Annotated in this window: 20 protein-coding genes and 1 pseudogene; 12 read left to right on the forward strand and 9 right to left on the reverse strand. The window is 69.4% G+C overall.

The features are described 5' to 3' along the window. Positions 1–123 precede the first annotated feature (123 nt). Positions 124–531, forward strand: a complete 408-nt coding sequence (locus tag ACZ619_RS09900; RefSeq protein ID WP_469596433.1) for a hypothetical protein — start codon at positions 124–126, stop codon at positions 529–531. Here the strand turns inward: ACZ619_RS09900 and ACZ619_RS09905 are convergent. The 7 genes from ACZ619_RS09905 to ACZ619_RS09935 all read right to left on the reverse strand — a co-directional run bounded on the left by ACZ619_RS09905 (position 477) and on the right by ACZ619_RS09935 (position 6,982). Continuing rightward, positions 477–1,538: a serine/threonine-protein kinase gene (locus tag ACZ619_RS09905; protein ID WP_469596435.1), complete on the reverse strand. Its 1,062-nt coding sequence runs from the start codon at positions 1,536–1,538 to the stop codon at positions 477–479. The genes ACZ619_RS09900 and ACZ619_RS09905 overlap by 55 nt on opposite strands. Positions 1,539–1,543: 5 nt before the next feature. Continuing rightward, on the reverse strand, positions 1,544–2,044 hold the full coding sequence (locus tag ACZ619_RS09910; protein ID WP_467487895.1) for a hypothetical protein: 501 nt from the start codon (positions 2,042–2,044) through the stop codon (positions 1,544–1,546). A gap of 98 nt (positions 2,045–2,142) precedes the next feature. Next, the gene (locus ACZ619_RS09915; protein WP_469596437.1) at positions 2,143–3,348 is read right to left on the reverse strand and encodes a helix-turn-helix domain-containing protein; all 1,206 of its coding nucleotides are present in this window, start codon (positions 3,346–3,348) and stop codon (positions 2,143–2,145) included. Next, the gene (locus tag ACZ619_RS09920) at positions 3,272–3,907 is read right to left on the reverse strand and encodes a hypothetical protein (RefSeq protein WP_103508594.1); all 636 of its coding nucleotides are present in this window, start codon (positions 3,905–3,907) and stop codon (positions 3,272–3,274) included. Before ACZ619_RS09920 ends, ACZ619_RS09915 begins: the two co-directional genes overlap by 77 nt. A 385-nt stretch (positions 3,908–4,292) precedes the next feature. Further along, entirely contained in the window at positions 4,293–5,483 is a 1,191-nt protein-coding gene (locus ACZ619_RS09925) for a TniQ family protein (protein ID WP_469596439.1), read from the reverse strand. After that, a complete protein-coding gene (locus tag ACZ619_RS09930; RefSeq protein ID WP_469596441.1) occupies positions 5,458–6,729 on the reverse strand; it encodes a TniQ family protein in 1,272 nt (423 codons plus the stop codon). Before ACZ619_RS09930 ends, ACZ619_RS09925 begins: the two co-directional genes overlap by 26 nt. A 7-nt stretch (positions 6,730–6,736) precedes the next feature. After that, positions 6,737–6,982 (reverse strand): helix-turn-helix domain-containing protein, encoded by a 246-nt coding sequence (locus ACZ619_RS09935; RefSeq protein WP_468082586.1) that lies wholly within the window; start codon positions 6,980–6,982, stop codon positions 6,737–6,739. Between the two features lie 70 nt (positions 6,983–7,052). On the opposite strand from ACZ619_RS09935, the gene ACZ619_RS09940 reads away from it, so the two are divergent. Genes ACZ619_RS09940 through ACZ619_RS09955 form a run of 4 tightly spaced genes read left to right on the forward strand, consistent with a single transcriptional unit; the run spans position 7,053 to position 12,938 of the window. Beyond that, positions 7,053–8,843, forward strand: coding sequence for a TniQ family protein (locus tag ACZ619_RS09940; protein WP_469596444.1), 1,791 nt, complete (start codon positions 7,053–7,055; stop codon positions 8,841–8,843). Beyond that, entirely contained in the window at positions 8,840–9,607 is a 768-nt protein-coding gene (locus ACZ619_RS09945; RefSeq protein WP_469596447.1) for a TnsA-like heteromeric transposase endonuclease subunit, read from the forward strand. The genes ACZ619_RS09940 and ACZ619_RS09945 overlap by 4 nt, the downstream gene beginning before the upstream one ends. Further along, positions 9,607–11,745 carry a Mu transposase C-terminal domain-containing protein gene (locus ACZ619_RS09950; protein ID WP_469596449.1) on the forward strand — a complete coding sequence of 713 codons (2,139 nt, stop codon included), beginning with the start codon at positions 9,607–9,609 and terminating at the stop codon, positions 11,743–11,745. The genes ACZ619_RS09945 and ACZ619_RS09950 overlap by 1 nt, the downstream gene beginning before the upstream one ends. A 5-nt stretch (positions 11,746–11,750) precedes the next feature. Beyond that, positions 11,751–12,938, forward strand: a complete 1,188-nt coding sequence (locus tag ACZ619_RS09955) for a TniB family NTP-binding protein (protein ID WP_469596450.1) — start codon at positions 11,751–11,753, stop codon at positions 12,936–12,938. A gap of 123 nt (positions 12,939–13,061) precedes the next feature. On the opposite strand, the gene ACZ619_RS09960 is transcribed toward ACZ619_RS09955, so the two are convergent. Beyond that, a complete protein-coding gene (locus tag ACZ619_RS09960) occupies positions 13,062–13,928 on the reverse strand; it encodes a TIGR02391 family protein (RefSeq protein ID WP_469596453.1) in 867 nt (288 codons plus the stop codon). Positions 13,929–14,057: 129 nt separating this feature from the next. Here ACZ619_RS09960 and ACZ619_RS09965 point away from each other — a divergent pair, with 129 nt between their 5' ends. Continuing rightward, on the forward strand, positions 14,058–14,486 hold the full coding sequence (locus tag ACZ619_RS09965; RefSeq protein ID WP_469596455.1) for a TniQ family protein: 429 nt from the start codon (positions 14,058–14,060) through the stop codon (positions 14,484–14,486). 36 nt (positions 14,487–14,522) lie between these two features. Here the strand turns inward: ACZ619_RS09965 and ACZ619_RS09970 are convergent, their stop codons facing one another. Then, complete coding sequence (locus ACZ619_RS09970; RefSeq protein ID WP_469596458.1) at positions 14,523–14,822, reverse strand: hypothetical protein; 300 nt, start codon at positions 14,820–14,822, stop codon at positions 14,523–14,525. 607 nt (positions 14,823–15,429) lie between these two features. Here ACZ619_RS09970 and ACZ619_RS09975 point away from each other — a divergent pair. The 6 genes and pseudogenes from ACZ619_RS09975 to ACZ619_RS10000 form a co-directional block, all read left to right on the forward strand. Continuing rightward, positions 15,430–15,759 (forward strand): annotated as a pseudogene (locus ACZ619_RS09975) (ATPase, T2SS/T4P/T4SS family); the annotation flags it as partial. Positions 15,760–15,861: 102 nt separating this feature from the next. Beyond that, the gene (locus tag ACZ619_RS09980) at positions 15,862–16,728 is read left to right on the forward strand and encodes a type II secretion system F family protein (RefSeq protein WP_469596460.1); all 867 of its coding nucleotides are present in this window, start codon (positions 15,862–15,864) and stop codon (positions 16,726–16,728) included. Beyond that, the gene (locus ACZ619_RS09985; RefSeq protein WP_469596463.1) at positions 16,725–17,504 is read left to right on the forward strand and encodes a type II secretion system F family protein; all 780 of its coding nucleotides are present in this window, start codon (positions 16,725–16,727) and stop codon (positions 17,502–17,504) included. Before ACZ619_RS09980 ends, ACZ619_RS09985 begins: the two co-directional genes overlap by 4 nt. Before the next feature lie 187 nt (positions 17,505–17,691). Further along, positions 17,692–17,871, forward strand: a complete 180-nt coding sequence (locus ACZ619_RS09990) for a DUF4244 domain-containing protein (protein WP_469596465.1) — start codon at positions 17,692–17,694, stop codon at positions 17,869–17,871. A 28-nt stretch (positions 17,872–17,899) separates the two neighbouring features. Next, positions 17,900–18,220 carry a TadE family type IV pilus minor pilin gene (locus ACZ619_RS09995; RefSeq protein WP_469596468.1) on the forward strand — a complete coding sequence of 107 codons (321 nt, stop codon included), beginning with the start codon at positions 17,900–17,902 and terminating at the stop codon, positions 18,218–18,220. 134 nt (positions 18,221–18,354) lie between these two features. Continuing rightward, positions 18,355–18,693, forward strand: a complete 339-nt coding sequence (locus ACZ619_RS10000) for an Rv3654c family TadE-like protein (protein ID WP_469596765.1) — start codon at positions 18,355–18,357, stop codon at positions 18,691–18,693. The last annotated feature ends 27 nt before the right edge of the window (positions 18,694–18,720 follow it).

Here is an 18,720-nt window from a genome sequence, read left to right on the forward strand (position 1 = left end):
AAGTGTACAATAAGTCATGACGGTGAGTCTTGCGCGTCTGTAGCCTGTCCGGCACGCTGAAAGGACAAGTCCTCTGCAGACTGTTGACTGAGTAACGCCGCTGCTATTGAGGAGGAGCCAGCTGTGGAAGCGCTCTCGCCTCAAGGCGCTCTGCTCGTGTCGTGCATTGCCCGACTGCCGGAGCGTTCCCTGCCGCGGCATGCGTGGGCGGCCGAAGTCCTTGTGGAGCAGCTCTGGGCAGCATCGCCTGGCGAGCATGCCGAAGCGTTGTGCGAGGCACTTGCTCCGATGATCGGGCGAGGCGGCGTTGATGCGCGGCGCGTGCGGGCCGAGATCTGGGAACTCGCGCGCTCGGGCGCGCTGGTGCCTGTCGGCGCGGGAAACGCGGCGAGGTACGAGGCGGCCGACTTCGCCGAGGCTATGGCCGGCAGGGACCTGTCACCGCAGGAGGGGCAGGTCGTGGAGTTCGCTGTGCGTCAGCTGACGGCCAGACTGTTGGCGCTCTCGAAGACGGCCCGCGCGGCGCTGTGATCCAGGCTGGGGACCGTTGCATCCTTTCCCACCCGGCGCCATGAGAGCGTCTTCTTACGGTGTGTGGCCAGGATGATCCCTCCCTCTTTACAGGGTTTCGCGGTGATGCGCACACGGGTCTTCGGGCTGAGGAGGAATGGTGCCTCCCAGGTCTGTTCCTCGGTCTCCTGCCAGTCCGCGATGCGGATCTTGGCGATCTGGTCGCTCATCTCCCGGGCCGTCTGGAAGCGGCGGGCCGGGTCGGGGTCGGTGGCCTTCTGAACCAGCTTCCGCAGCGACTTGCACACCCATGCGGGCAGGACTGCGTCCTCCTTGCGCAAAGGTGGCTGGCCGGCCAGGAGCGCGTCGACCACGTCGGTGGTCGTGTACGAGGCATAGTCGAATCTTCCCCGGAGCAGTTCGAGAAGGACCACGCCGAGGGAGTACAGGTCGGAGGAGCGGGTCAGTGCCTCCCCGGTCAACAGCTCAGGCGGAGCGTACAGGTGAGGCGCGTTCACGCAGGGGGCTCTGCCTGTGTCGTCCATGGCGCCGGCCAGGCCCAGGTCGCCGATCTTCACCGTGTCGGCGTCGCCGGTGAGGAACAGGTTCGGGCTCTTCACGTCGCGGTGAAGGATCTTGTACCGCTCGTGCATCTCGGCCAGGCCCTGCAGGGCCGCGCGGATGATGCGCAGCGACTGGGCTGGTGTGAAGTGCTCGCCCTCGAGCATCGCGTCGGTGATGCTGCCTTTCTCGTAGTAGGGCATGAACACTTCGACTACCTGCATGGGCGCTTTGTAACTGGGGATGCTCGCGACCGAACGCACCTTCACCACGTTCGGGTGGTTGATCATCTCCATGACCCGGGGCTCCACCAGGTCCGCGCCCTGGACTTCGGACAGGTCAATGCGTTTGCCGACCAGCCACGTCTCCAGGACTGGATCCAGCCACACGCGCACCTCACGCAGGCCGCCCGGCATGCTGTGGAGGCACTCGTAGTCCAGGATGAGCGGTCTCTCGCGCTCGTTCACTGCCCTTATCCTTCGCTGCTCTCGCTGGACATCTCGACGACGTAGGCCTTGGCCGCGGCAAACGCCTGCACGCGCCCGGCCGTCCAGTACAGGGGGAGCTGAGCGAACCCGGCCTCTTTGCAGTCGAACGAGGCCAGCTTGGGCGCGGGGACGCCGACGAGCTTACCGATCCGCTCCGTGCTCCACTCTTCGCATGTGACCCCCTGCTCCACGCAGGACAGCATGAGTGCTGAGATCAGCGAGATGCGGTCGAATGCTTCGCGGTACACCCACTGGTTTTTCCTGCGGGTCGCCACGATGATCACGGCGTCGGGCTGCAGCACACGGATCTCCTGGGCGATCCTCTGCTGGGTGTCCCCTAGTCGCTGAGCTCCCGTCAGGCCGAGTGCGGGCACCAGGCGTTCCGGGGCCCCTGGCGGGTGAGAGATGTCCTGCGTGCCCTGGTCGGCAGTGAGTGCTCCGTAGTGGATCGCGCCTGCTGAGACAGCCACACCCAGGACCTTCATGCGTCACATCTTTCCGGGAAGTCCCGGCCTGCGGCCCTTGAGGGGCAGGCCGGTTGAGAGCGGATCGTTGTCATGCCTGCGGCGGTCAGCCGCGCCAGCTACCCCTTGATCAACCGCAGGTCGGGCCGCACGGGCGCCGACTGCCTGCCGCCTCCGTCGACGCCGATGGGGACCAGGCCGAAGACGTACTCATTGAGTTCCTCAGGATAGATGTTCAACTCGGCCGCGACATCTGCCGGCGACATGCTCAAGGGCTGACGCAGTGCCTCGAACACTTTTGCGAGCAACTGGCTGCTCTCTCGGACGAGGGAAGAGCCCGGCTCGTCTCGGCGGTATCCCCTGCGCGCGAGTTCCTTGACGGTCTGGGTGTAGCGCCATTCGGAGAGCAACTCGAGTTTGCGCAGCCGGTAGGTCAGGGCCATGGCCGACACGCCCCACTTGCGCTTGGCGCTCAGTATCCGGTCGAGGGAGGCGTTGTTGAGCCTCTGGGCGAGGATCCCGGCTCGCGGCATGAGGAAGGCGGAGGCGAAGTCGTTGGCCTCGCCCTCGGAGTCTCGCCCGTGGGGGATACGGTGCTCGCAGTGCAGTACGAGATGACCGAGTTCGTGAGCGGCGTCGAAGCGGCCCCGTTCCCCGGTCTTGCGGGTGTTCAGGAAGACGTAAGGGGTGCCCGCGTTGATGGTCGAGAAGGCGTCGATGTCCAGGCAGTCCGACGGCAGGGAGAACACACGCACACCGTTGGCCTCCAGCAGGTGCACCGTGTTGGGGACGGGCGCCTCCCCGAGCCCCCATGCGGCGCGCACCTGCTCGGCCGCTGCCTCCGGCTTGAGATGGGGATAGGTCGGCACGTTCGGCCTCGGCAGTTTGAACAACCCCGCCAGCCAGGTGTTGAGCGCCACGGCCACGGCTCCTGAGCTCAGCGCGCTGTCACGCTCCGAGGCTGTCATTTTGGACGGTGCCCTGAAACTGACCGCGTCCAGCTGCAGTTGGGCCGGCGGAGGAGCCTCGAAGAACGCGACCGGGTAGTGAAGCGCGGCCGCGAGGGAGGAAAGCGTCTCCGGCGACGGCGGTCTGCGGTGGTTCTCGAACGCAGTGATGCTCTGCGCCGAGAACCCCGACCGACGGGCCAGCTCGGCCAACGTCATCCGTCGCCTCTTACGGGCAAGGACCAGCCGTTCAGGGGTGAACACTTTCCTCAGCTCCCACGTCCGCACTCCTACATTCCGGTCAGCCCCCCAGCAGCTCCACGACAACGTCCGGGCCGCTGTCGTCGCCCGGATCGTCCAGCAGCGCGATGTCCGCACCGGGGTCGCCCAGGTCGGGCAGCACCAGAGGGATGCGTTCCTGCCACTCATCGACGAACTTCCCGTTCATCTTGATCGGCAGAGACAGCTCGGCGGAGATCACTCCCTTGTCCCACTTGTAGAGCAGGCACCACGTCGGGATCTGGTCGAGCTCACGGCCGTACAGCACCTCGTCGTGGCTGAGGAACGCGAACTGGCCGTTCCTCTCCACCAGGCGCGCCATGGCGGGACCCTTCGGGTTCTTCGACTTCACCCGTGCATTCAGATCGCCGACGCCTCCCTGGGCGCTGATCGCCGTGACCGCGTGACTCATGCTGGGGTGGATCATCCGGAGGATGCTGTCCCGCGAGGTGTGGCCCCACCCGTCCGGGTCGAGCGTCTCGGCGAGGTACCGGTTGGTGCGGCTCCAGAACGTGAACCCGGCCATGGCCGGCGCATCGAAGTCGGTGCAATTGCGGACATCGGCCGCCGCCAGGTCGAGCGCCCCGTGGAAGAGGTCATTCGAGAAGTCGAGCTGCGCGAGCCGCTGCACGCACCACTCGGGATCCAGGTTCTGCACAGCCCCTCCAGACAACCGTGGGTTTCAAAAACCATACCTCATTCGAGGTGGCGTTTTTGAAACCACGATCATCATCGCATGTCAGTTCGAATATGTCATCTCGTCGGGTCCCGCTGCGGACGTCCCTCTGGGACCGGGTGTCAACGGGGTGTGTGTGACTGTGCACTCGTGACCATCTTGCCTGGGCGGCCTTCTCGGGTCTCCTCCGCCCGGCGCTCGGCCTGCGTGATCGCGCACTGAATGGCGGGCTGCTGCGCCGCCAGAGCCTCAGACTGGAGGGAGCGCCGGCGAAAAGCGCTGATCAGCATGTACTCCGCTCCGGGGCAGGCGGCTTTTGTCGCCCCACGAGGGCATGCCTGATCGCTGGTCCGCCCTGCGGGAGCGGTCAGGCACGAGAGAGTTCGGCGAAGGCATGCTCGTCGAGGGCCTGGCTGAGGAGTTCGTGCAGGTGGGGGCTGGCCCGGTGCATGTACGGGGGTAGGCCGGGGTCGAAATCGCGGAGTGTCGCTGGGTGAGGGGCGTGGAAGACGCGGCGGGCGGCATCGGTGGGGTCCGGGCTGTCGAGGACCTCGCTGATGACGGTGAGCTTGGCGGCTGCGGTGACCGGGTCGCGTTGCTGTCTGGAGCTGCTCGGTGATGTGCGGCGCCAGGGGTAGAGGAAGCCGGAGCCGGAGCGCTGCCAGCTGACGATGGGGTCGGTGTCGTCAAAATGGTCCCAGCGCATGGAGACTTCGTCGCCGTCGAAGCGCTGGCGGAGGGCCGGGTCGGTGCTGGTGAAGTCCTGGACACGCAGCGCGTGGGGTTCTTCGAGGAGGATCCTCAGGGTCCGCAGGTCGTCGTACCACTGTTCAAGGTTGGGGTGAGCGGCGGTGTCCTCGGTGTCGAGCCGGACCAGGCGTTGATGGATGGAGCGCACGGCGGGGTCGGTGACAGGCGGTGTCTCGATCTCCCACAGGGGCCGTCCACAGCGTTTGCGTTTGGTGCGGCGCCGACCGGGCGGCGGGAGAGCGTTGTCGTCGCGCCGCAGGAATCCTGGGCATCGTCCCGGGGCGTCACCGCGCAGGAGGGAGGGGGAGAACGGTGAGCCGCAGTCCGGGCAGTAGGACGCGGTGTAGCAGTCGTGTGTGGGGCACATCACTGCCCAGGAGTGGTACCACCACAAGGGCCATCGCGCGGGAGGTTTCAGGCACTGGGGGCAGAATGCCCAGGTCTCTTCCGGGGCCCGGCGGAGGTCGGGATGGCGAGGCACCCTGCCTTCGCTGCGTTTGACGATGCCGAAGAGAGTCATGGCACGCAGCTGCTGGGGGGCGAGGCCGGTTGCGGCGAGCAGCGGGAGGGCCAGGGCGAGGGGGAGTTCGGCGGTGTGGCGAGCGAGCCGGGCCGCGTGCGCGGTCGAGGGCTCCAGCCCGAGCCGGTTCATGGTCTGGGTGCGGTCCGTCTCGTATGCGGTGGCCAGGTGATCGACCCAGCTGAACAGCGATTCGCCGGGCTGCGGTAGCGGGACGACGGGCAGTCTGCGGGGCGCCGTGCGTGTCGGCTGCGGGCTGTCCTCAGCGGTCGGGTGCGGCTGCGGCATGGGGATCCTGTTCGGCCTGGTCGATCTGGGACGGCGGCTGGCGCAGTTGCCGCCGGTAGGGGAAGGGTCTTGGCGATATGAAGTTGCTGCTGGAGGGGCCGGGATGGTGTTCGGGTGTCAGTGTCCGGCGGGACCGCTGGAGCGTGGCGAACTCGCCGGGGCCGAAGACATCGTCGAGGAAGCGGTGCAGCCGGACACTGGCTGCTCTCGGATCGGGGGACCGGTACGCCGTCAGGTAGTGGCGCATCCTGACGCGGCGTCGTATCTCCAGCAGCTCTCGGGCGGTGGCGCTCATGTCGCGGGAGCCCAGGATTCTTCCGAGCACGCTGAGCCTGCAGGCCCTGGTGATCGGGTCGCGGTAGGTCAGGTGGGTGCCGTCGGAGAGGGTGCGGCCGGGTTCCAGGAATCCGCTGGAGTCGACCACGTAGCCCGGGGCCGTGGCGCGCTGGGGTGAGTAGCGGCGCTGCAGGACGGGATCGGGGCTGGGGAAGGAGCGGACGTCGAAGACGGGGCGGTCGAAGAGCGCGTTCAGTACGTGGTAGGTGCGCAGCCACGCGCGGGGCCGGGCGCGGGAGGTGAGCCCGTGCCGCAGGTGGTTCACGGCATCGAGTACGACGGGGTCGCTGACCGGCGTGGTGTCGATCTCCGACAGGGTGATGCCGCAGTGCTCGCGGCGCGTGCCGGGCGGGAGGAGGTGGGGGTAGGGGTCGCGAAAGCCTCTGCACCGCAGTGCGGAGCCCCACCGTGAGCTGGTCCTTTCCGGCGTGAACGGGGTGTCGCAGCGGGGGCAGAAGGAGACCAGGTAGCACAGGTGCACCGGGCAGGCCACGGCCCACGGCTCGTACCACCACAGCGGCCAGCGGCCCTCGGGGGTCAGGCACTTCGGGCAGAACGCCCAGGTTTCCTTCGGCATACGGGACGCTGAGATGCCGGTGTAGGGGGGCCCGATGTCGTCGAGTGTCATCACGGCGAGTTCCCGGGAGGTCAGGCCCGTCGCCGTTTCCACGACCCGGGATGCTTGCGCAGGCAGCTGCATCGTGTAGCGGACCAGATCCCGCGCGGCCCATTGCGGCACGGTCTGCACCAGGCCCAGCGCGTGCAACATCGGGCCCCGGTGGACCTCGTAGGTGTGGGCGAGGTGGTCGACCCAGCTGAAGAAGGACTCCCCGGCCAAGGGCAGCGGGACCACCGGCAGCCGCCTGGGCAGCCCGACGGGAATGCTCCGGTAACTGACCTGCGTGGACACGTGAGTTCTACTCCTCGTCGTGATCCTGGAACAGCTCGTACGGCTGGACGCCCAGGGCCTGGGCGAGGGCCGGGATCCGGTCGACGGACACGCTGTGGACGGCGGCCTCGACCTCCGCGTAGAAGGAGCGGTCCATGCCTGCGGCCTGGGCCGCCGCGGTCTGGGTCAGCCCCGCGCGCCGGCGCAGGGCCCGCAGCCGGGTCGCGAAGGCCAGCCGCTGGGCCGGGATACGGCCGGAATCGCTGTTCGCCACAGAGGAAACCGTAGTACGGTCCCACGTTTGTAGGAGATCTCCTACAAGCGGTGGGTGTGTGGAGGGGTGCGTGTGGGAGGGCGGACGGCCGCGGCGGCTGCCCGCGGTGCTGGTACCGCAGGCCGGTGAGTCGTTCGCGTCATGGCTGGCGAGAGCATCGGTGGACTGGGAACTCTCCCCGGGGCGCGCGGCGCAGGCCATCGGGCTGGAGTGCCGGCCGGGGTCGGGGATATGGCCGGCGTTGTTCGGTATTGCGCTGACGCGCCGCAGCCTTGCCGGGGCCGAGGCGGCCACGGGGCTGGACGCGCGCACCCTGCAGGCGATGCAGCTGACCCGCTACCGCGGGACGGTGCTGGACTTCGCCGGGTGGAATCCGGCGGTGGACTCCTCGCTGGCACCGGTGGTGCGCCGTGAGTGGGCGCTGTTCTCCTCCAGCCGGGTGTGCCCGAAGTGTCTGGCCGAGCGGCCGGTGTGGCCGTTGTGGTGGCGTCTGGGCATCGCCGCGGTCTGCCCGGTGCACCGGGTGCTGCTGGTGGACAAGTGCCGTCGCTGCGGGGCGCGGGTGGGCCGCGGGCACAACGGCCATCCCCGGGGCCTGATCACCCGCCAGACGGTGTCCGACCCGGCGCGGTGCTGCAACCGGCGCTCGGCGGGAGGGCGGCGTAAGGCCGGGTTGTGCGAGGAGCGGCTCCAGTTCCTGCCCGCTGCGCCGATGCCCGTCGTGCTCGCGGACCTGCAGGAGCGTGTGCTGGCCGTCGCCGACGGCGGCAGGGATCGGGTCGCGGGTGAAACGGTGGGACCGGCCGAGTTCTTCGCCGCGCTGCGGTTCACGACGGCGGTGATCCGTCTGGTCGCCTCCGCCGACGACCTCTCTTCTTGCGCCGCCTTATCCGAAGCCGGGGGCCTGGCGGAATCCTTCCTGGCCGACCGGTGGGTGCGTGAGAAGGCAAGGCGGGGAGGCGCGGGGACCCAGCTGGGAGTCAGCCCGGCGAGCGCGGCTCACGCCGCGAGTGTGCTCGCGCTGAGCGCCACGGTGCTGTTCGCCCGTGACCGTGAGGCCGCCGGTCAGGTGCTGGCCGACTGGACGCGGCGGGCGGCGAGCCAGCGCCGCGACCCCGGCAAGAGCGACCCGCTGCGGCCTCTGTCCCCTCCGGCGTGCCTGGACGCGCTGGTTAGGGCGGCCCGGTCGCCCTCCTCGCGGGTCGCCGGCGTGCTGGCGGTGCGTCCCGCATCCCGTGTGCGGATCACCGCCCGGCATGTGCCGCATCTGGTCGACGCCGGTGACTACACCGACCTGATCGCCCCTCACCTGCCAGGCACCGCGCCGGCCAGCGGCCGGTGCCTGGCCGCTGTGGCCCTGGTACGGCTCGGCGGCGCGGTGAGCTGGCAGCGGGCCGCAGCCGACTTGGACATGAGTGCTCAGCGGGCGGCCCGGGTGACCAACACCCTCGTCCAGCGCATCAGCGACCCGCGGGCCTTCTGGGCGGACATCGAACGGCTCGGCGCCCGCCTGGAGGAGCGGGGCCGGGTCGACTACGCCGCCCGGCGGGAGAGGCTGGCTGCGCTGACCTCGGTGCCGCACGCCGTCCTGTATCCGGTGTGCCGGCCGCTGGAGCACGACGTCACCCTTCAGCGGCGGCGTCACGCCGCGGCCTGGGTGTGGCAGCACTTCACCGGCGGCGACGTCCGCGAAGCACCCGCTTACGCCGCCGAGCTGTGGCCGCGGACGAGCACCGAGTCGGTGCGGGAGGGCTGGCGGCGCTTCGCCACCGGGATGCCCGCCCCCGTCACCGCCTGCCTGGCTTCCTTCGGACTCAGCCTCCTTCAGTACGACGTGCCCGATGCGACAGGAGGGGCATGACCCCGAGAAGACCACAGCCCCTGCGGCCGCTGCGGCATGCCTCCCGTCAGCTCTACCTGCACTTCTACGACGAGGGCGGCTCTGAGCGGCTGCTGCCCGCCGACCAGGCCCGCCAGGTGCGCTTCGAGACCTGCCTGCCCGCCCGCGACTTCCCCACCTACGAAGGCCAGCAGCACACTCCTGGCTCCTACTGGGCGGCCAGCAGCGACACCATGCTGGACTACGAGAGCTACCTGGAATCCCGCTGGATGAAACTCCTCGACTTCGACGCGAAGGTGGCCTGCTTCTCGGCCCAGCCGTTCATCTTCGAAGGCGTCGACGGCGACACGACCTGGACCCACTACCCCGACCTGTTCGTCCGCCGCACCGACGACTCCGTCCTGCTCCTGGACGTCAAGAACCCCGAACAGATCGACAAGCCCAGAGAGCGCCTCCAAGCCGCCCGGACCCAGGCCGCCTGCCGGCAGCTCGGCTGGGACTACCAGATGGTGGGCGAGCCGGATGAGCAGCTGTGGGCCACCGTCGAATGGCTCGCCGGCTACCGCAGACCCCTGAACGCCGCAGCCCCCGTCGTTCCTGTCCTGCTCTTCCGCGCCCAGCAGCCCCTCAGCATCGCCGAACTGCTGTCCCTGTGGCCCGAGCCGGACATCGAACGGGCCGTCACCTACCACCTCATGTGGCACCACCGTCTGCTGTTCGACGTCACCCGCCCGCTGCGCGACCACACCATCGTGTGGGCCGCACCCGAACCGGAGCACACCTGATGGACCAGCGCTACCGCATCGCAGCCGAAGACTGGATCGAGTTCGAGGAAGAACAGCACCAGGTCACCGGTCTCACCGGTGCACTCGTGCGGCTGCGCTCGATCTCCGGACACCATCAGACGATCATGCTCAGCGTCCTGCTGACCGACCCCTCCTTCTGCGCCCTGGCCGCCCCGCCCGAGACCGTCGACAACACTGCCGCAGGCCTGGACCCCGGCGGTGTCCTGGCGACCCTGCAGGACAAGAAGGCCCGCGACAACGCCCTGGAACTCGAAGCCCAGCTGCACGAGGCCACCACCGGCTACCGCTCGGGCTCAGAGTTCGACGCCGCACCCGGTGAGCCACGCCCGCAATACCACCCCGGACTTCCTCTGAGCGAGCGCGTCGCAACCAAGGCCGGCGAGCTCGGCTTGACCGAGCGCCGCGTCTGGCAGCTGATCGAGGCGTGGGAGGAGAAGGGCCTGTGGGGGCTGGTCGACGGCCGCAAAGCCCGGCTGAAGAACCCGCTGCGCAACATCGACGAACGGGTGATCACCGCGATCCGCGAACAGGCCAACGTCGAGCGCCTCGACAGCTCCTCCAGCGTCTCCACCCGCTTCCAGCGCCGCTGCCAGAACCGGCTCGACGCAGACCACGGCACCGGCGCCGTCCCGCTGCCCAAACCGGACACGTTCCGCCGCGTGGTCAAACTCCTGCTCCACCGCAGCCCCTCCGACCCCGCCTACCAGCGGATCTCGGACGCAGGCCAGCCCGACCGGACCTTCGGTCACGTCATCGCCCACCGGCCCGGCCAGGTCGTCATGCTCGACACCACCCCGCTCGACGTCCTGGCCTACGACCCGGCGACGAACGACACCTACAGCATCGAACTCACCGTCGCCATCGACGTCGCCACCCGCTCCATCCTCGCCTGGCGGCTCACCCCGCTGGGCACCAAGGCCATCGACATCGGCCTGCTGCTCGCCGACGTCATGACGCCCGAGCCCATGCGCCCGAAGTGGGCCGATGCCCTGCGCTACCAGATGCTGCGCATCCCCTACGAGCGCCACCTCAGCGTCGACGAACGCCTCGCCGAGGCCGCAGCCCGGCCGGTCGTCTACCCCGAGACCCTCCTCTTCGACCACGGCAAGCCCTACAAGTCCGATGTCGTCAAGCGCGCGTGCCGCACATGGAAGATCGACCCGCAGGACGCCCGCAAACTCAAAGCCAACGACAAACCCCAGGTGGAACGCCTGTTCCTGACGATCCGGGAAAAGTTCTCCATGCACGTCGCCGGGTACAAGGGCTTCAACGTCGCCCACCGCGGCAAGAACGTCGAGGAGCAGGCCCGCTGGACTCTGGACGAGATCGCCGAGTTCTTCGCCGAATACGTCATCGCGGTCTACCAGAACCAGCACCACCGAGGGCTGCACCTGCACGGTTTCCCCGACCTGCACGTCTCACCCAACGAGGCGTACGCCATGGCGCTCGGCTCGGCTGGCTACGTCGACTGCCCCCGAGACCCCAACCTGTACTACGAGTTGCTGCCCATCGCCGACAACGGCCGCGTCATCAACCCCTACGGCGTCGAACTCAACTACCTGGTCTACGACGCCCCGGTGCTGTACCAGTTCCGCCGGGCCAAGTCGCCCTACGACAACGGGCTCTGGCCCATCCGCTACGACCCGCGCAACCTGCTGCACGCCTACTTCCACAACCCCCGTGACAACACCTGGCACACGCTGGGATGGACCAAGGCCCTCAGCGACCTGCAGCCCTTCACCGACATCACCCTGCGGGAGGCCAAACGCCTGGTCGAACTGCGCGGGGGCGACCCGAAGGACAAGGAGTACCAGGAGCAGATCGCCGAAGCCCTGCGGGACCTGCAAAACCGTATTGACGCTCCCGAGACGTGGACCAGGACCGACCGCAAGCGCCACACCCGTGACCGGCACCGCGCCGACGCCCAGGCCCAGGACGAGGCACGCTCCGCCCCGGCCGCCCCCGCGCCACCACCGCGTCCCGTCCAGCCGGCCGCGAAGCCGACCGTTCCCGCCCTGCACGCCGTTCCCGACCTGTCCGGCGAGGACGACGACTTCAACCCGCACGCCGTCCAGCCCGCCGAGGTCTGGACTCCCCGCACCAGCCAGGAGGGCTGACCCCCGTGACCTCCCCCGACCCGTCCGACGAGCAGCCCGAAGAAGCCTACGGACCAGGCGACTTCAAGCACCCGGGTCTGTCCGAACCCCGGACCAAGGAGGAATGGCGCGAATATCTCGACTACGTTCTCCCGGCGAAGCCGGTCCTGCTGCCGCTGGAGGTCTACGAACAGCTCAGCACCGAGGAACAACGCCGCCACAACGCAGCCCGGGTGGCCCACCACAGCGCCCTGGTCATCGTCCGCACCAGCCAGATGAAGTCCATCCACCACCAGATCCGCCGCCGGATGATGACCAACAGCTTCCAGCCGGCCGGCGCCCGACGCGGCATCGTCCTCGACGGCCCCGCCACGCTCGGCAAGTCCACCCTGGTCAAGACGTTCGCCTACGACTTCGAGCACGAACTGCGGCTGAACCATCCCGACCGCTACGACAAGAAGTACATCGTCGACGGGCGGATCATCGACTACACGCCCGTCGTCTACGTCAACATCCCCTCCCAGGCCACACCCAAGGACCTGTCCATCGCGCTCGCCGAGTACCTCGGCCAGCACTACCGCTCCGGTGCCACCAAGAGCGACATCACCCGACTCGTTCTGGAGAACATGCGCCGCGTCGGCGTCGAACTCGTGATCATCGACGACGCCCACTTCATGGACCTCTCCCTCAAGGAGGGCAAGGTCGTCAACGACCACCTCAAGCACATCGCGAACCACACCGCGGCCACCTTCATCTACACCGGCGTCGACCTCAAGCACTCCGGCCTCTTCCTCGAAGGCACCGGCGGCCGCCGCGCCACCCAGACCGCCGGCCGCAACCTCCTGCTCCACATGACCCCCTACGGCATCCGGACCAGGGCAGAGAAAGAGGACTGGGTCTCCGTCATCACCGCGATGGAAGAAGCCCTCGTCCTGTACAGACACCGGCCCGGCACCCTCGTCGGCGAGTGGAAGTACCTATACCGCCGCACCGGAGGCAACATCAGCTCCCTGGCGGAACTCATCCGCGAAGCGGCCGCCGACGCGGTGCTCACCGGCACGGAGCGGATCGACCGCGCCCTCATCGACACCATCGTGATCAACGAGCACGCGCAGAGCACGTACGACGCGATGTGGCACGAAGAGCCCCTGCCCCCCTCACCGGAGCAACGCCACAACCCCGAAGACGAAGACGGCGAGGCCGCCGCCGGCTAGACACACCCCCTCGCCACACCGTGGCGAGGGCCAGAACGCAGACGCAGCCGAACCGAACGACCCCAGCCCCGCTCACCAGTTGACGTCATCCGTCGGGGGATCTGACCAGCGGCGTGAAGCAGCTCAGGTGGTCTGCGGGGCTTCGTCGACGCGGCGGACTTCGCACTTGTCGAGGAGACGGGCGAAGTAGCTGTAGGCGGCGAGGCGTTCCATGCCCTCCTGCTCGGTCAGCTCGTCACGGGTGTGCGTCGTGACGTTCCTGACGGTGAGATTCAGTCCGGTCGCCAGGCTGTTCAACGCCTTGCCCAGTGGCTCCAGCCCGCCACGCATGCTCCTGGTCGTCTTGTCCGCGGGATCACCGGGCCACGCGAGCTTGGGCCTGCCCGTCTCAGGCTCACCCGGCGAGAGGGTCTGCTGCCAAAACGGGGTGTCGTCCACGTCATGGCGGCCCAGACGCGACTTCCAATGCACGGTCAGTGCCTCCGACGCCTCACGAACCGCGACCCGGTACTGATGGGTCGTCCAATGTGCCGCCGCCGCGGTCCAGATGACTTGATGCAGCTCAGACGGGGCGAATCCTGGCACAGCCGTCTCCGTGGCCGTCTCGGCCTCGTCGATCATCATGCCCAGCCGGCCCCGGACCGTCGCCGCGGTGTTGCGGACATCCTGCGGCGAGAAGAGTGCCTTCGGAGCCGACATGAGCGACCAGTTCGCGATCGGATCGAGCGCGCCGAGTCCGGCGACACCGATACGAGCCCCGGTGACGGCGACAGCCCGCGCAGCAGCTCCTGCGGTCTCCGCCACGTCGAGCTCACGCTCCCGCATGCTCCCCTGATCCTGCCCGTCCTTCACATGGACCGTCGGGTACAAGCCACGAGAGGTACGAAGATCCGACTCGACCTGAGTCTCCATCCAGCGTTCGAAGGCCCGCTCGAACCTCTCCACCGCAGCGAGCAGCCGCTTCAGGTATTCAGCGCCGTACGTCGCCATGCGCTCCCCCTCCTCTGATCGTGTCCGCCTTGCACCGAGAGCCTAGGAGAGCACCATGCAACGGCCTCCTTCCCCATGGGCGGTGGCGGTTCCGACGATGGGCAGAGACGGGCCGTCGTATCGTGACGTGTGCCCGACCCTTCCGCTGCCCACTGCATCCGACGTCTGCCGGTTGTGCCTGTGCCGCTTCCGAGGGAGTCGCTCCTCAGCTGGCTGGGACACCTGAGCGCGGTCTACGAGGTCTCCCGCACATCGATGGCCACGGTGTGCGGGCTCCTGCGGCCGGGCGACAACGTGGCACGCATCGCCGACTCGGGGCCGACGTCGCTCGTGTACGGCCTGGGCGACGAGGACGTTCTTCGCGTCGAACAGGCAACCGGACTGTCAGGCGACGAATTGCAGGCGATGACCTGGATGCGCTTCCTGGGGACCGCCGTGAAATTCGATCTGGTCAAATCCACCCCACGGAACCTGTTCCGGATCATGAAAGCGAGCTGGATCGACCCGCGCGAATTGAAATTCTGCCCCTCTTGTATCGAAGAAAATGATGGACGCTGACCCCTCGAATGGTGCACGCCATGGATGTTCGCATGCCTAAAGCATCGATGCTACTTGCTGGCGGCATGCCCCGAATGCCACACCCCGCTCCCCGGGGCCCACGTCAACCTCGGCCAAGGAAGCTGCCAAGGCTCCGAAAAGCACCGACTGACAGATGTCCTGCTCTGGCAATGCGACACCGAATACAAAAAGTGGAAAGCTCCTGAACTGCACGACGAAGTCCTCGCTGACCTGCAAAAATTCCTCGAAGAACGCCTCGCGCGGGCGCGACCGGAGGCCGTTCAGCTGCGAGGTGTCTTTGCAGATCTGGCCGCAATGGCAGACTTTGCCTTCCACGTAGCTAGACCGGAAAATATGGAAGGTGCCGACCCGGTTGTCGCCGACGGCTTCACCGATTTCTGCACGCCGCCCAACCTGGGAGTCAACCCGACCAGGATTGCAGGGCCAAAACCGATGGCTCAAACAGCGGCACTGCGAATCGCGGCCCAGATTCTGTTCAGCGGCGACCCGTGGTCGGCCGCCCGGGAGATCGTCGACTTTGCAGCTCGCCCACTCCCAGTTCGAGCGCGGTCACTGAATGTGGCATGGCGTAAAAGGCCGCCACAGGACGCGACGCGACTCCTCGCTCGAATCGTCGAGTCGGTCCGGGTCGCTGCCCCCTCCGTGAAGGGGTACGGCGGCCGGGTTCGACGGTAGGCGCCGACTTGTTGCGCTGACGATCAGGCTGATGTCCCACCCCATCGAACGCACCACGCGACATTGACGCTTCAGGCCCGCGACCCTCCGGTGACCTGCTGCTTTCGCGGTGAGTGACGATCCTTCCAGGCGTGACCTACGCGTAGATCGGGCACTGAAATCTTTCGTGCGGCAAGTGTGATGTAGGTCACCGCACAAAAGATTTCAGTGCCCTGGTCAGCGCTGTGCCAACTGAAATCTTTCCTGCCATCCGACAGGCTGCGGCACCGTGCACGCCAACGCGGCCGCGGACGTGCCGGCCCGCCTGGAGGCCCTCGGTACGGCCGCCGGGCTCGACCGGGCCGCCCTGCACAGCCAGTTGGCGGCCGCGCTGTCCGTGGTGCTGCACCTCGTCCGCGACCGCGCGGGCCGACGGCGGATCGCCGAGGTGCACGTGCTGGAGCGGGACCCCTCCGGGCTGGTGCGGACGGTACCGGCCCTGCGCTGGGGCGCGGAGGCGTTCGTCCGGGAGCGGGGGTGGGAGCGGCTGCGCGGACTGCTCCGGCAGGACGGAGCGGACGGGAGCGAACGGGAGTGACGGGAGTGACGGGAGTGGATTGGAGTGAACAGAAGTGACGGAGGTGGGCGGGAGTGAACGGAAGCGGTGTGAGTGATCCGCGAGTTCGAAGGGACGTATGTGATGGGTGAGGTCGAGACGACGGTCGGCGCGGCCGTGGTGTGCGGTGGGGTCATGGCCTGGCTGATGGCCGAACGGCAGCGCGAGGTACGGCGGGCGCGGCTGCTGCTCGCCGGCGGCGGGGTGGTGGCCACCGGGCCGCCCTCCTGGGAGCGGACCGCCGGGGAACTCCGGCGGCTGTGGGGCCGTTGGCGTGGTGAGTGGTGGGCCCTGGCCGCGGGGAGTGCGCTCGCGCTGCTGGCCGCCTCGGTCATTCCGGTCCTCGCGGGGGCGGCCGGGGTGCCGGTGCTGCGCCGGCTGCGGCTGGCCCGGGAACTGCGGCGGGCCCGGGAGGCGCGTGCCGACGCGGTGATCGCGCTGTGCGGGGCGCTCGCCGGTGAGGTGCGCTCGGGCCGGCAGCCGGGTGAGGCACTGCTGCGGGCCGCGCGGGACTCCGGCGGGCTCGGTGAGGCCCGGGCCGCGGTGGTCGCGGCGGCGCGGTTCGGCGGGGACGTGCCGGGCGCGCTCGCGGTGGCGGCCCGGCAGCCGGGCGCCGACGGCCTGCTGGGGCTCGCGGCCTGCTGGCGGGTGGCCGTCGACCAGGGCGCGGGGCTCGCGGCCGGTCTGGACCGCCTGGACGCGGCCCTGCGCGCCGAACGGGACCAGCGGGCGGACCTGCGGGCCCAGTTGTCGGGCGCCCGGGCCACCGCGGTGATGCTCGCCGCGCTGCCCGCCCTCGGACTCCTGCTCGGCTCGGCGATGGGCGCCGACCCGCTGCGCGTGCTGCTGCACACGGGGACGGGACTGGGCTGTCTGCTCGTCGGAGCGGTGTTCGAGGCCGCCGGGACGTGGTGGGCGGCCCGGATCGTGCGGGGAGCTGAGGCGGCGTGAGCGCGGAGGTTGTCCACAGGCTGGGGGTGACGGCCGCGGCGCTGCTGGCCCTGGGCTGGTCGGCGTGGCGACTGGAGGCGGCCCGGGACAGGCGCCGGGCCCGGCGCCGGGTGGCCGAACTGCTGGCCCGGGAGAAGGCGGAGCGGCACTCCGACGTCAGAGCGGCCGTCCTCGGGTGGCTGCCGGCCGTGGGCGTGGTGTGCGGGGGCTGGGTGCTGGTCGGCGGTGTCACCGGGGTGCTGCTGGGACTGGGCGTCGCGGCGGGGCTGTGGCGGTGGCGGCGCCGGGAGGGCGAGGCGGCCCGGACGGCGGAGGCGTCGGCGGCCGAGGCGGCCCGCCAACTCCCGCTCGCCTCCGACCTCCTGGCCGCCTGCATCGCCGCCGGAGCCGGTCCGGTGGTCGCGGCCCAGGCCGTCGGGGAGGCACTCGGCGGACCGGTCGGGGAAGGGCTGGCACGGGGCGCGGCCGAGATGCGGCTGGGCGGCGAACCGGCGGACGCCTGGCGCCGGTTGGCGGCGCTGCCGGGAGCGGCCGCGCTGGCCCGGCTGCTGGAGCGCGCGGACGAGTCGGGGCTGCCCGCGGCGGCTCCCGTCGCCCGGCTGGCCTCGGACGCCCGCGCGGAGTGGGCGCGGAGCGCGACGGCACGGGCCCGCCGGGCCGCCGTTCTGATCTCCGCTCCGGTGGGGCTGTGCTTCCTGCCCGCGTTCGTCGCGGTGGGCGTGCTGCCCGTGGTGATCGGGCTCGCCGGCGGGGTGCTGCGAGGGGGTGGTGGATGACGGGAGGGCCACGGCCAGGCCGGCGACAGGCACGGGCCGGTGCGGACTTCAGGAGGACCGAGGGGCCGAGGGGCCCAGGGACCGAGGCACCCGAGCACCGAAGAGCCGGAAGAACTCAAGCACCCAAGAGCCAGAAGTACCGAACGACCAGAAGTACCGAACGAGCTGAAGAGACAAGGGAGTCGGGATGTTCCAGAAGATGCGGAAGCTGCTGCGCCGGGACGCGGGCATGGTCACCTCCGAGTACGCGATGGGGATCATCGCCGCCGTCGGGTTCGCGGCGGTTCTCTACGCGGTCGTGACCAGCGGGCAGGTCAGTGCGGAGCTCCAGGACATCGTGAAGCGGGCCCTCAGTGCGGGAACGTGAGCGGGGGCGCGGGGCCGACCGGGGGTTCGTGACGGCGGAGGCGGCCGTGGTGCTGCCGGTGCTGGTGGCGTTCACGATGGCGCTGGTGTGGGGGCTGCTCGTGGTGGCCGCCCAGATCCGGTGCGTGGACGCCGCCCGCATCGGGGCGCGGGCCGCCGCGCGGCAGGACACCGAGGACGCGGTGATCACGGTGGCGAAGGAGGCGGCGCCGGACGGGGCGACGGTGACGGTGGGCCGGGAGGGCGACAGGGTCCGGGTGACCGTGGTGGCGAGTTCGCCGGTACTGCGTGTACTGCCGTTCGAGGTACGGGAGTCGGCGGTTGCTCTGGCGGAGGGGGAGGAGCCGTGAGGCGCCGGTTCGGAGAGGTGGCCGGACGCCCGCGGGCCGGTGAGGGCGGGGCGCGCGGTTCCCCGCGGCTCTTCGGGGCACGTGGTGGCGGGGCGCGGGACCAGGGCTCGGCCACCGTCTGGAGCGTCGGTGCGATCGCCGTGCTGTGTGTGGTGTTCGGGGTTGTCCTGGGCCTGGGACACGCCGTGGTCGTCCGGCACCGCGCCGCGGGCGGTGCCGACCTGGCGGCGCTGGCCGCGGCGGACCACTGGGCCCAGGGGGCAGCCGAGGCCTGCGCCCTGGCCGACGCGGTGGCGCGGGCGCAGGGCACGTCGCTGACGCGTTGCGTGCTCGTGGGCGACGTCTCGGACGTGACGGCGGCATCGGGTGACGGACCGTTCACGGTGGAGGTCCGGGCCAGAGCCGGCCCCGCCGCGACGAGCCCCGAAGGTGCGCGGGGAACCGTGCCCCCGGCCCCCGCCGCCCCACCCTGATCAGCCCCGCCCTGTTCCGCCTCGCCC

Source organism: Streptomyces sp. NPDC104367, from assembly GCF_055583825.1.

Excerpts from the sequence above, each read along its gene's own strand:
- ACZ619_RS09910 (WP_467487895.1), bottom strand. The coding sequence starts at position 2,044 with ATGAAGGTCCTGGGTGTGGCTGTCTCAGCAGGCGCGATCCACTACGGA.
- ACZ619_RS09950 (WP_469596449.1), top strand. The coding sequence starts at position 9,607 with ATGGACCAGCGCTACCGCATCGCAGCCGAAGACTGGATCGAGTTCGAG.
- ACZ619_RS09925 (WP_469596439.1), bottom strand. The coding sequence starts at position 5,483 with ATGCCGCAGCCGCACCCGACCGCTGAGGACAGCCCGCAGCCGACACGC.
- ACZ619_RS09990 (WP_469596465.1), top strand. The coding sequence starts at position 17,692 with ATGTTCCAGAAGATGCGGAAGCTGCTGCGCCGGGACGCGGGCATGGTC.
- ACZ619_RS09980 (WP_469596460.1), top strand. The coding sequence starts at position 15,862 with ATGGGTGAGGTCGAGACGACGGTCGGCGCGGCCGTGGTGTGCGGTGGG.
- ACZ619_RS09945 (WP_469596447.1), top strand. The coding sequence starts at position 8,840 with ATGACCCCGAGAAGACCACAGCCCCTGCGGCCGCTGCGGCATGCCTCC.
- ACZ619_RS09960 (WP_469596453.1), bottom strand. The coding sequence starts at position 13,928 with ATGGCGACGTACGGCGCTGAATACCTGAAGCGGCTGCTCGCTGCGGTG.